Genomic DNA, 12,264 nt, shown 5'->3' on the forward strand with positions numbered 1-12,264 from the left:
GCCATGTCGTTTCCCCTGCTGACGGCGGTGGCCGTGGTGCCGGCGGCCGGTGCGGTCGCCACCGCCGCGCTGCCCGCCGCCAAGCGCACCGTGGCCAAGTGGCTCGCGCTGTCGTTCTCGCTGGTCACCTTCGCGCTGGCGCTGGTGGTCGCGTTCCGCTTCGACCCCGGCGCGAAGGGCCCGTTCCAGCTCACCGAGTCGCACGCCTGGATCAGCGACTTCGGAGTCCGCTACGAACTCGGCGTGGACGGCATCGCGGTCGCCCTGATCGCGCTGACCACGCTGCTGATCCCGTTCATCATCCTGGCGGGCTGGCATGACGCCGACCCCCTGGAAGAGGCCGAGCCCAACCGGCGCTGGCGGCCCACCCAGGGCTTCTTCGCGCTGATCCTGGCGGTCGAGGCGATGGTGGTCCTCTCCTTCGAGGCCACCGACGTCTTCCTCTTCTACATCTTCTTCGAGGCCATGCTCATCCCGATGTACTTCCTCATCGGCGGCTTCGGGGACCGGGCGGGCGGGGACGGCGAGGAGCAGGCCGCGAGCCGGCGGTCGTACGCCGCGGTGAAGTTCCTGCTCTACAACCTCGCCGGCGGACTGATCATGCTGGCCGCGGTGATCGGGCTGTACGCCGTCACCGCCGACCAGCTCGGCACCGGCACCTTCTCGCTCCAGCAGATCGTCGAGGCCCGGGCGGCCGGGAAGCTGGACATCGGCACCGGCACCGAGCGGCTGCTCTTCCTCGGCTTCTTCTTCGCGTTCGCGGTGAAGGCGCCGCTCTGGCCGCTGCACACCTGGCTGCCGGGCGCCATGGGCGAGTCCACCGCGCCGGTCGCGGTGCTGATCACCGCGGTGGTCGACAAGGTCGGCACCTTCGCGATGCTCCGCTTCTGCCTCCAGCTCTTCCCGGAGGCCAGCAGCTGGGCGACGCCCGCCATCCTGGTGCTCGCGCTGATCAGCGTGCTCTACGGCGCGCTGCTGGCGGTGGCCCAGCGGGACATCAAGCGGCTGATCGCCTATGCCTCGATCTCCCACTTCGGCTTCATCATCCTGGGCATCTTCGCGATGACCACCCAGGGCCAGAGCGGCGCGACGCTCTACATGGTCAACCACGGCATCTCGACCGCCGCGCTGATGCTGGTGGCCGGCTTCCTGATCAGCCGCCGCGGCTCGCGGCTGATCGCGGACTACGGCGGTGTGCAGAAGGTCGCCCCGGTCCTCGCCGGGACGTTCCTGATCGGCGGCCTCGCCACCCTGTCGCTGCCCGGTCTGGCGCCGTTCGTCAGCGAGTTCCTGGTCCTGGTCGGCACGTTCAGCCGCTATCCGGTGGTCGGCATCGTCGCCACCCTGGGCATCGTCCTCGCCGCGCTCTACGTCCTCGTGCTCTACCAGCGGACGATGACCGGGCCGGTGAAGGCGGAGGTGCAGCGCCTGCCCGACCTGCGGGCGCGGGAGCTGGTGGTGGTGGCGCCGCTGATCGCGCTGCTGCTCTTCCTCGGGGTGTACCCGAAGCCGCTCACCGACCTCGTCGATCCGGCGGTCGGCCACACCCTGTCCGTCGTGGACAAGAAGGACCCCAAGCCCGCCGTGCAGGTGGACGCCGGGCCCGGCGGGGGCCGGTCCGGGCGTGCCATGCATGATCAAGACGTGGAGGCCGCGAAGTGAGTTCCGTGGCAAGTGTCCACAGCCTGTGGACAGTGGCGGCCGGTGCACCGGGCAAGATCCCGGCGCCGCACATCGAGTACACCCAGCTGGCACCGACGCTGATCGTCCTGGGTGCGGCGGTGCTCGGCATCGTCATCGAGGGTTTCGTGCCGCGCCGGCACCGCTACCACTCCCAGCTGCTGCTGGCCGTGGTGGCGCTGGCCGCCGCGTTCGCCGCGGTGATCGGGCTGGCGGCCGGCGGCTTCGGCTCGACCAAGGCGCATATCGCCGCCATGGGTGCTCTCGCCGTCGACGGGCCCGCGCTGTTCCTGCAGGGCACCATCCTGCTGGTGTCCCTGGTCGCCGTCTTCACCTTCGCCGAGCGCCGGCTCGACCCGGCGGCGCACGGCAACCGCGTGGACTCCTTCGCGGCGCAGGCCGCGGCCGTCCCGGGCGGCGCCGCCGAACAGGCCGCGGTCAAGGCCGGGTTCACCACCACCGAGGTCTTCCCGATCGCGCTCTTCGCGGTCGGCGGCATGCTGGTCTTCCCGGCGGCCAACGACCTGCTGACCCTCTTCATCGCGCTGGAGGTCTTCTCCCTCCCGCTGTACATCCTGTGCGCGCTGGCCCGCCGCCAGCGGCTGCTGTCGCAGGAGGCCGCGGTGAAGTACTTCCTCCTCGGCGCCTTCTCGTCCGCCTTCCTGCTGTTCGGCGTGGCCCTGCTGTACGGCTACGCGGGCACCGTCACCTACTCCGGGATCGCCGAGGTGATCTCGGACGGCGCCAAGCAGATCGATCCGGCGCTGGCCGGCACGATGGGCAATGACGCGCTGCTGCTGATCGGGGCGGCGCTGGTGCTGATGGGACTGCTGTTCAAGGTCGGCGCGGTCCCGTTCCACATGTGGACCCCGGACGTCTACCAGGGCGCCCCGACCCCGGTCACCGGCTTCATGGCGGCCGCCACCAAGGTCGCGGCCTTCGGCGCGCTGCTGCGCCTGCTGTATGTCGTGCTGCCGGGGATGCGCTGGGACTGGCAGCCGGTGATGTGGGGCGTCGCGATCATCACGATGCTGGGCGGGGCGATCGTCGCCATCACCCAGACCGACATCAAGCGGCTGCTGGCCTACTCCTCCATCGCGCACGCCGGGTTCATCCTCGCCGGTGTCATCGCCACCAGCGAGGAGGGCATCTCCTCGGTGCTCTTCTACCTGGGTGCCTACTCCTTCGTGACGCTCGGCGCGTTCGCCGTGGTCACCCTGGTGCGGGACGCCGGCGGTGAGGCCACCCAGCTGTCCAAGTGGGCCGGGCTCGGCCGGCGTTCGCCGCTGGTGGCCGCGGTCTTCGCGGTCTTCCTGCTGGCCTTCGCGGGCATCCCGCTGACCTCCGGGTTCGCCGGGAAGTTCGCCGTCTTCAAGGCGGCGGCGCAGAGCGGGGCGGGCTGGCTGGTGGTGGTCGGTGTGCTCTCGTCGGCCATCGCCGCGTTCTTCTACATCCGCGTCATCGTGCTGATGTTCTTCCAGGAGCCCAAGGCGGACGGCCCGACCGTCGCGGTGCCCAGCCCGCTGACGACCACGGCCATCGCGATCGGCGTCGCGGTCACCCTGGTGCTCGGCCTGGCGCCGCAGTACTTCCTCGACCTGGCCGGCCAGGCGGGGGTCTTCGTGCGCTGAGCGGCGGCGCGCGGTACGGCGACGGCCGCCGCCCGGAGCCCTCGGGGGGTTCCGGGCGGCGGCCGTGTGCGTGGCGCGCGGGGTCAGCTCTTGGGCATCCCGCTCGGCATCTCCGGCATGTCGGGGATCTTCACGCTGCCGTCGCTGGACTTCGTGTACTTCTCGGTGGGGCCGTTCTTCCAGTCGACGGACAGGGTCTTGCCGTCCGCGCCGGGCTTGAGGGTGCCCATGGTGCGGGTGGTGTCCCCGTCCGTGCACTTGAGCGCGGCCATGGTCATCCCGGCCATCTCCTGGACCTTGCCCAGACAGGCGGCCTTGTGGCCGTTGCTGAACGCGACGGTGCCCTTCTGGATCACGAGGATCAGCGGGCTCTTCTCGGTGCCCGCCTTCCAGGCGCCCTCGAACGCGGCGGAGTCCGCGGGCTTGTCCGGAGTCGACGGCGCGTGGTCCGGCGACTTGCTCGGCTTGCTGTCGGTGCCGTTGTCGTTGCCGCCGCTGCTTCCGCAACCGCTGAGCAGCATCGCGGCGATGGCTGCCGCCCCGGCGATCTGCGCTGCCTTGCGCACGTACGTCTCCTCCGTTGTGGGACAGGAGACGTGAGGCTAGCAGCGGCTCCGGGCCGCCGTCCGGGCCGTCGCCCCGATTGCGGCAGGGCCGGTACGGACTTGGTGTGCGGCTGTGACGAGGCGGCGCCCCCGCGGTGCCCTGGGGGTCGCGGCGGGGCGCCGCGGGCCGGGCGGGCCCGGTATGGGGCCCCGCCCGGCCGGCGCGCTCCTACGGGAGGCCGCGCGGGCCGCCGGTCATCCCGCGGGCAGGACGCGGCCGGTGACCTCGCCCAGGCCGATCCGGGCGCCGCCGGGGCCGGGCGCCCAGGCGGTGAGGGTGACCTCGTCGCCGTCCTGGAGGTAGGGGCCCTTGCCCTGGGTGAGTTCCAGCAGGCAGCCGAGCTGGTCGGGGTCGGGCCCGGAGACGGTGCCGGAGGCGAACAGATCGCCGGTGCGCAGCGAGGCCCCGTTGACGGTCATATGGGCGAGCTGCTGGGCGGCCGTCCAGTACATGGCGGAGAACGGCGGCCGGGAGACCGTCTCGCCGTTGAGGCGCACCTCGATACGGATGTCGATCCCGCCCGGCTCCGCGTCCGCGTCGTCGAGGTAGGGCAGCAGCGGCAGGTCCCGGGCCGGCGGCGGCGTACGGGCCTCGTCGAGGGCGTCGAGCGGGGTGATCCAGGCGGAGACCGAGGTGGCGAAGGACTTGCCGAGGAAGGGGCCGAGCGGCACGTACTCCCAGGCCTGGATGTCGCGCGCGGACCAGTCGTTGAGGAGGCAGACGCCGAAGACGTGGTCGCGGAAGGACCCCAGGGCGACGGACTCGTGGAGGGTGGAGGGCGCTCCGACGACGAAGCCGACCTCGGCCTCGATGTCGAGGCGGCCGGACGGGCCGAAGGAGGGCGCCTCGTCCGCGGGGGCCTTGCGCTGGCCGTGCGGCCGGACGACCGGCGTGCCGGTGACGACCACGGTGCCCGCCCGGCCGTGGTAACCGATCGGCAGATGCTTCCAGTTGGGGGTCAGCGCCGCGTCGTTGGGGCGGAAGATCCGGCCGACGTTGGTGGCGTGGTGCTCGCTGGCGTAGAAGTCGACGTAGTCGGCGACCTCGAAGGGGAGGTGCAGCGTGACCTCGTCCAGCGGGTGGAACAGCGGCGCCACCTCGTCGTGGTGCGCGGGGTCGGTCACGGCACTGTGGACGGCCGCGCGGATCTGCTGCCAGACGGGACGGCCGGCGGCCAGCAGCGGGTTGAGGGTCGGCGCCGCGAGGAGTTCGGCGTGCGGGTGGATGGCGGCGGGCAGCGCGCTCGGCAGGGCGCTCAGGTCCAGGACCCGGTCGCCGTAGCGGACGCCGAGGCGGCGCCGGCCGGGCGCGTCGGCGGTGCTGAAGACGCCGTAGGGCAGGTTGTGCGGGCCGAAGGGATCGCCTTCCGCCAGGTCGAACGGGCTCTGCTCGGGCATGGACAGCTCCTCGCGTGCGTCGTCGCCGGTGGGCGGCCGGGGCCTGGTGGCCCGCGGGCCGTGGGGCCGTCGATCAGATTACGGCCGGGCGGTGGGTGGCGGGGCGGTCCCGGGGCGTGAGGGCGCGGATACGTACGCAGACGGTGGCCGGGTGCGCGGAATGCCGCGCCCCACGCATCCGTCATGTCCGGAAAAGCCTTGCTACACTGCGCAATTCAGCCCTAATTTCCTTCCCTGGCCAGCGGTGGCCGCCGTTCTCCACCCGAGGGAGGGACCGACGTGAGCACTCCGGTAGCGGTCATCGGGGCCGGTCCGTACGGCCTCTCCGCGGCCGCGCACCTTCAGGCCCTCGGCGTCCCGGTGCGGGTCTTCGGGGAGCCGATGGTGAGCTGGCGCACCGGCATGCCCGCGGGCATGCTGCTGACGACGGCGCCCGCGGCGTCGGGCATCGCCGTTCCCCACCCCGGCCACACCCTCGCCGACTTCTGCGCGGCGACGGGGGAGGGGCCCTACGGCTCGGACCGGGACCTGATCCCCGTGGAGACCTATGTCCGGTACGGGCAGTGGGTGCAGCGGCGGCTGGTCCCCGCACTGGAGCAGGTCAGGGTGGTCTCGGTCGACCGGCGGGGCGACGGCTTCGAGCTGAAGCTGGACAGCGGTGAGCAGGCCGGCGCGCGGGCGGTGGTGATCGCCACCGGCCTGACCGGGCAGGCGCAGCTCCCGCCGGAACTGGCCGGCGCGCTCCCGGACGGCCCCTCCGCCACCGGGCCGGTCTCGCACAGTTCGCAGCACCACGACCTGTCCGCGCTGGCCGGCCGGGACGTGGTCGTGCTCGGTGCCGGGCAGTCGGCGCTGGAGAGCGCGGTGCTGCTCACCGAGGCGGGCGCGGCGGCCGTCCGGGTGGTGGCGCGCGGCCCCGCCGCGGTGGGCTTCGGCGCGCCGCCGGACCACCGGGAGCGACGGCGGCCGTCGTCGCCGTTCGGCCACGCCTGGTCGCGGTACGCGCTGACGCACCACGCCGGTGCCTTCCGGCGGCTGCCGGTGCCCGCCCGGCGGTATCTGGGGCGCCGGGCGCCCGGCCCGCGGGGCGCGTGGTGGCTGCGGGAGCGCTTCACCGACCGGGTGCGGGTGACACAGGGGCGGCGGCTCATCCGGGCCACGGTGCGCGACGGCCGCCCCGTGCTGGCGCTGCGCGGCGCCGACGGGCAGGGCGGGGAGGTCGTCGCCGACCACGTGCTGGCCGCGACCGGCTACCGGATGGATCTGGCGGCGCTGGACTTCCTGGGCCAGGGGCTGCGCACCGGGATCGTGGCACGGGCCGGCGGGCCGCTGCTGGACGCCGGGTTCGGCTCGTCCGTGCCGGGGCTGTACTTCACGGGGCTGCCGGCGGCCGCCTCGTTCGGGCCGGTGATGCGCTTCGTGTGCGGCACGGAGTTCGCCTCGCCGCGGCTGGCACGGGCGGTGGCGCGGGCGTACGGGTGAGGCGGGGCACCCCGTACGGTCAGGCGGGCGGCCTGCGCGGGGGCGGAAGTCGTCCTGGAACATGGCGCTTTCGACGGGCGGCGGTGACCCGGTGCGTCCCCCTGGGGCACGGCGGTGACGGTGTGGGGGTTTCCGGCCATGGCCGGTCCGCGGGGCCTTGCCGGAGCGGAAGCGGACCGGGGATGCTGGCCGTCGTTGTCCCGCGCCGCCGCCTCGTACCCGCGTCAACCGAGGGGCCGGAACATCCCGGCCGGGGGGTCGCCGTGCTTCCCGGGCGGTTCGGGGGGCGGGCGCTCACGGTGATCGAACTGCGACCGGATACGCTGGCCAATGGTGGAGACAGCGACAGATCGACATTCAGTTTGATCGTCAGCAGACAGGAGTACCCCTCGTGACCGTCGTCGGGCCCTTCGGGCTGAGCGTGCGGGACCAGGCTCTTGAGGCCGATGTCCAGGCCGGGTTGGCGGCTGTCGAGGAGGGCCTGCTGGAGGCCACCAAGAGCGACGTGCCGTTCATCACCGAGTCCGCGCAGCATCTGGTGCGCGCGGGCGGCAAGCGGTTCCGGCCGCTGCTGGTGATGCTGGCCGCCCAATTCGGTGACCCCCACAGCCCGGGTGTGGTGCCCTCCGCCGTCGTCGTGGAGCTCACGCATCTGGCGACGCTCTACCACGACGACGTGATGGACGAGGCCGAGGTGCGCCGCGGGGTGGCCAGCGCCAACGCCCGCTGGGGCAACTCCGTCGCGGTGCTGACCGGCGACTTCCTCTTCGCCCGTGCCTCGCACATCCTCGCCGACCTCGGGCCGGAGGCGGTCCGCATCCAGGCCGAGGCGTTCGAACGCCTGGTGACCGGCCAGATCCTGGAGACCGCCGGCCCGCGTGACGGCCGCGACCCGATCGACCACTACCTGGACGTGCTCGCCGGCAAGACCGGCTCGCTGGTCGCCGTCGCCTGCCGCTTCGGCGCGATGATGTCGGGCGCCGAGGAGGCGACGGTCAACATCCTCACCCAGTACGGCGAGCGGCTCGGTACGGCCTTCCAGCTGGCCGACGACGTCCTGGACATCGCCAGCGACTCGCACGAGTCGGGCAAGACACCCGGCACGGACCTGCGCGAGGGCATCCCGACGCTGCCGGTGCTGCGGCTGCGGGCGCGCGCCGAGAGCGCCGCCGGCACCCCCGAGGACCGGGCGTTGTGCGAGCTGCTGGCCGGCGACCTCACCGACGACGCCCGGCACGCCGAGGCGCTGGCCGGTCTGCGCGCCCACCCCGCGCTCGAAGAGGCCCGCAGGGACACCGTGCGCTACGCGGAGGAGGCCCGCGCGATGCTGGCGCCGCTGCCGTCGTGCATGGCCAAGTCGGCCCTCGAAGGGCTCTGCGACGCCGTGGTGCACCGGGCGGGCTGAGCCCTCCGGACGGGCCGTCCCCCAGGGACCGCCGCCGCATCCCCTAGGGAACCCTCCGCCTCCCGTCGTACGGTCTGCGACCTGAGGTGATCGTGCGTCATACCTCAGAGGTAGGACGAGTTGCTCCCGCGGGCTGACGTTTTCCGCCGGGCGGTTTGGTGAGATGGAACCACCTGAGCGCGGCGGATCAGGTCACCATGTGCCCCAGGGGGGAACGCGTGGACAGCACAGCAGCCGCCGGACACGACGGAGGTAGGGCAGATGCCACGGAACGAACCGACCGAGGGCACCGACGGATGGGACGGGGAGCGCTCTCCGGGGCGCCGTAAGGCGGTGCGGTACGGCGTACCGGTCGCGGTGGCGGGGGTGGCGGCGATCACGATCGGGCTGGTCCCGGCGTTCGCCGGCTCCGGTTCCCCGGACCTGCCGAAGATCTCGGCACAGGACCTGATAGCCAAGGTCGCCAAGTCGGACGTCCAGCAGCTCTCCGGCACGGTCCGGGTCACCACGGACCTGGGGCTGCCGACCCTGCCGGGCGCCGGTGGCGGAGCGGCCGGCTTCGGCGGCGCCGAGGGCGGCGGGAAGGGCGGCGACGGCGCCTCCGCGTCGCCCCAGAACAAGCTGATGGAGCTGGCGTCCGGTGCGCACACCCTGCGCGTCGCGGCCGACGGCCCCGAGAAGCAGCGGGTGTCGATCATCGACAAGGACGCCGAGTACAGCCTCGTCCACCACGGCAAGGACGTCTGGGCGTACGACAGCGGCAGCAAGACCGCCATGCACAGCAGCGCGCCCGACAGCCGCTCCGGCAAGTCGGACCGGGCCCCGGGCGGCCTGCCCAAGGACCTGAAGACCGCGACCCCGCAGGACCTCGCGAAGCAGGCCCTGAAGGCGGCCGGGGACACGACCTCGGTCACCGTCGACGGCACCGCCAAGGTCGCCGGCCGGGACGCCTACCAGCTGCTCATCAAGCCCAAGCAGACCGGCTCCACGGTCGGCTCGATCCGGGTCGCGGTGGACGCCGAGAACGGCACGCCGCTGAAGTTCACCCTGACGCCCAAGAGCGGTGGCGCGGCCGCCGTCGACGTCGGCTTCACCACGGTCGACTTCGCCAAGCCCGCCGCGAGCACGTTCTCCTTCACCCCGCCCAAGGGCGCCAAGGTCGTCGACGGCGACAAGGAGAGCGCGGCGGCGCAGCGCGAGCACGGCAAGGACGTCCCGTCCCGCGAGCAGCTCGCCAAGGACACGGACGGGCCGGACATCATCGGCAAGGGCTGGACGTCCATCGCCACCATCAAGGGCGAGGGTGCCGGTCTGCCGTCCGGCAAGGACAAGGGCAAGGACAAGGGCCTGGGCGGCGACGCCGGCGCGTTCCTGGACAGCATCGGCGCCAAGGTCAACGGCTCGTTCGGCTCCGGCCGGCTCTTCAGCACCCGCCTGGTCAACGCGCTGGTCACGGACAACGGCACGGTCTACGTCGGCGCCGTCGACAAGCAGACCCTGATCCACGCGGCGAACGCCGCCAAGTAACGCACCACCACGGCCACGCGGTTGCGCCGCGCCACCCCTGAGCGGGTGGCGCGGCGCAGCTCGTGGACGGTCCGGGCGAGGTGGGGGAAGTGATACCGGCGACGGGGCCGCCGCTCTTCCCCGTGGGCGAGGGCACGCTCACCAGCAGCGGCATCGCGGCGATGGCGACCACGGTCGGCCTGCTGATCACCGTGCAGATCCCGGACACCCTCCCGCAGCTGCACGCCGTCCAGTCTTACCTTTTCCCGCACCACTGGCTGTCCTTCGCGGATCTGCTCCGCGACCCCGTCTACCGGGACCGGCTGCGGTAGGAGCCGGGCTTCCAGGCGCTGTACGCCGTGGTGTTCGGCCCGGCGGCCTGGGCGCACTTCACCACCCGGGACATCACCGGGTGAGGCCCGGGGGCCGGGGCGCCGCCGGCTGCTCCGCGGCGTGCGGTGCCCCCGACGGGCCGGTCTCCGTGGCCGCCGCCCCGGACCCGGCCGCGGCCGCCTCGCCCGCCCGGGCCGCGGCCTCGGCCAGCGCCGCCCGCGCCCGCCGTGCGGTACGCAGCGCGTCCCAGGTCAGCACCGCCAGCGCCAGCCACACCAGCGCGAACCCGGCCCAGCGCTCCGGCGGCATCGTCTCGTGGAAGACCGTGAGCCCCAGCACGAACTGAAACGTCGGCGCCAGATACTGCAGCATCCCGATCACGCTCAGCGGCAGCCGCACGGCGGCCGCGCCGAAGCAGATCAGCGGTATCGCCGTCGCGACACCGCAGCCCGACAGCAGCAGCGCCCCGCCCACCCCGCCGGTCGTGAAGGCGGCCTCGCCGCGCACCCCGAGGAAGACCAGGAAGCCCACGGCGGGCAGCACCTGGAGCGCCGTCTCGGCGCTGAAGCCCTCGATCCCGTCCAGCTTGATGCCCTTCTTGACCAGCCCGTACGTCGCGAACGAGAAGGCCAGCGCGAGCGCGATCCAGGGCATCCGGCCGTAGGCGACGGTCATCACCAGGACGGCGAGCGCGCCGGTCGCCACCGCCGCCCACTGGAGCGGACGCAGCCGCTCGCGCAGCACCAGGACGCCGAAGGCGATGCTGACCAGCGGATTGATGAAGTAGCCGAGCGACGCCTCCAGCACATGCCCGGAGTTGACCGACCAGATGTAGAGAAACCAGTTCGCCGAGATGACCAGGGCGCAGACGAGGACCATGCCCAGCCGCCGGGGCTGCCGCAGCAGCGGTCCGATCCAGGACCAGCGGCGGAGCACGGCCAGCAGGACGACGGCGACCGGCAGTGACCAGGCCATGCGGTGGGCCAGGATCTCGGACGGCGCGGCGTCGTCCAGCAGATGCCAGTAGAGCGGCAGCAGGCCCCACATGGTGTAGGCGGCGATGCCGTAGGCGAGTCCGGTGCGCTGATCGCTTCGAGGCTGCAAGGGGACCCTCCTGGTGCTGCGGCGACGGCCCTGTGAAACGTAGCGCCGCCCGGACCGCCTGTCATGCCTGTCTTGGCATACGGTCATGACAGTCCGTCCCGGCGGCGCTCCCGGGGCGGGGCCGCGTCAGACGGGCAGCCCCTACTGCCCCTCCAGCCCCTTCAGCGCCTCCGCGATCGCCTCGGCGATCGGGGTGGTCGGACGGCCGATGAGCCCGGACAGCTCCCCGGGCGTCGCGCCCAGCTCGCCGCGGGCGATCCCGGTGTCCGCGTCGGCGACCAGCTGTGCGCCCAGCGCCGGTACGCCCGCCTCGACCAGCAGCGCCACATACCGCTCCGGCGGCAGATCGCGGTACGGGATGCGCCGGCCGGTCTGCCGGGAGACCTCGGCCGCGTACTCGGCCATCGTCCAGGCGGTGTCGCCGCTCAGCTCGTACACGGTGTTCTCCTGGCCGTCGCCGGTGAGGACCTCGGCGGCCGCCTCGGCGTAGTCCCGGCGCGCGGCGGTGGCCACCCGGCCCTCGCCCGCGCTGCCGACGACGGCGCCGGTCCGGAGGGTGCCGGCCAGCGCGCCCGTGTAGTTCTCGTGGTACCAGCCGTTGCGCAGCAGGGAGTACGGCACCCCGGAGGCGAGCAGCGCCTGCTCGGTGGCGAGGTGCTCCTCGGCGATCGAGAAGGTGGCGGCCGGCCCGCCCAGCACACTGGTGTACGCCAGCAGCCCGACGCCCGCCTCCCGTGCGGCGTCGATGACCGTGCGGTGCTGGGTGAGACGCTGCCCCGCCTCGTTCCCGGAGACGAACAGCACCCGGTCACCGGCCGCGAAGGCGCCCTGGAGGCTCTCGGGACGGCTGTAGTCCGCGCTCCTGACCTCCACCCCGCGGGCCGCGAGGTCCTCGGCCCTGGCCCGGTCGCGGGCGAGGGCGACGATCTCGCCCGGTGCGGTGCGCCGGAGCAGTTCCTCGATGACGAGCCGGCCGAGTGCCCCGGTGGCACCGGTGACGACGAAACTCATGAGTTACCCCCTGTGGGCGTCGCTGGCTTGAGGCCCCCGACCGTACGCCTGCCCTAGACGATCGTCTATGACGGGCGTACGGATGTCTGGTGCGGGATCACCCCTCAGC

The 12,264-nt window shown here is 72.9% G+C and carries 9 protein-coding genes and 1 pseudogene; 6 read left to right on the top strand and 4 right to left on the bottom strand.

Annotated elements, in window-relative coordinates:
- Nucleotides 1–3: 3 nt before the first annotated feature.
- The gene (locus tag ACWC9R_RS16105) at nt 4–1,662 is read left to right on the top strand and encodes an NADH-quinone oxidoreductase subunit M (protein WP_450732079.1); all 1,659 of its coding nucleotides are present in this window, start codon (nt 4–6) and stop codon (nt 1,660–1,662) included.
- Entirely contained in the window at nt 1,659–3,311 is a 1,653-nt protein-coding gene (gene nuoN / locus ACWC9R_RS16110) for an NADH-quinone oxidoreductase subunit NuoN (protein ID WP_450732080.1), read from the top strand. Before ACWC9R_RS16105 ends, nuoN begins: the two co-directional genes overlap by 4 nt.
- 83 nt (nt 3,312–3,394) lie before the next feature.
- Here nuoN and ACWC9R_RS16115 read toward each other — a convergent pair whose 3' ends face one another.
- On the bottom strand, nt 3,395–3,877 hold the full coding sequence (locus ACWC9R_RS16115; RefSeq protein WP_362605816.1) for a hypothetical protein: 483 nt from the start codon (nt 3,875–3,877) through the stop codon (nt 3,395–3,397).
- Between the two features lie 234 nt (nt 3,878–4,111).
- Nucleotides 4,112–5,314 (bottom strand): fumarylacetoacetase, encoded by a 1,203-nt coding sequence (fahA, locus tag ACWC9R_RS16120; protein WP_450732082.1) that lies wholly within the window; start codon nt 5,312–5,314, stop codon nt 4,112–4,114.
- 279 nt (nt 5,315–5,593) lie between these two features.
- Between fahA and ACWC9R_RS16125 the strand changes: the two genes are divergently transcribed.
- The 4 genes and pseudogenes from ACWC9R_RS16125 to ACWC9R_RS16140 all read left to right on the top strand — a co-directional run.
- Complete coding sequence (locus ACWC9R_RS16125) at nt 5,594–6,796, top strand: FAD-dependent oxidoreductase (RefSeq protein ID WP_450732084.1); 1,203 nt, start codon at nt 5,594–5,596, stop codon at nt 6,794–6,796.
- 391 nt (nt 6,797–7,187) lie between these two features.
- Nucleotides 7,188–8,201 (top strand): polyprenyl synthetase family protein, encoded by a 1,014-nt coding sequence (locus ACWC9R_RS16130; RefSeq protein ID WP_450732085.1) that lies wholly within the window; start codon nt 7,188–7,190, stop codon nt 8,199–8,201.
- A 261-nt stretch (nt 8,202–8,462) separates the two neighbouring features.
- Entirely contained in the window at nt 8,463–9,728 is a 1,266-nt protein-coding gene (locus ACWC9R_RS16135) for a LolA family protein (RefSeq protein ID WP_450732087.1), read from the top strand.
- Between the two features lie 134 nt (nt 9,729–9,862).
- Nucleotides 9,863–10,123 (top strand): annotated as a pseudogene (locus tag ACWC9R_RS16140) (ABC transporter permease); the annotation flags it as partial.
- On the opposite strand, the gene rarD reads toward ACWC9R_RS16140, so the two are convergent.
- Together rarD and ACWC9R_RS16150 are read right to left on the bottom strand one after the other, a co-directional pair.
- On the bottom strand, nt 10,113–11,144 hold the full coding sequence (gene rarD, locus ACWC9R_RS16145) for an EamA family transporter RarD (protein WP_450732089.1): 1,032 nt from the start codon (nt 11,142–11,144) through the stop codon (nt 10,113–10,115). The pseudogene ACWC9R_RS16140 and the gene rarD overlap by 11 nt on opposite strands.
- A gap of 141 nt (nt 11,145–11,285) precedes the next feature.
- Nucleotides 11,286–12,155, bottom strand: a complete 870-nt coding sequence (locus tag ACWC9R_RS16150) for an SDR family oxidoreductase (protein WP_450732091.1) — start codon at nt 12,153–12,155, stop codon at nt 11,286–11,288.
- Nucleotides 12,156–12,264 lie beyond the last annotated feature (109 nt).

It is taken from the genome of Streptomyces sp. NPDC001219, assembly GCF_053597915.1.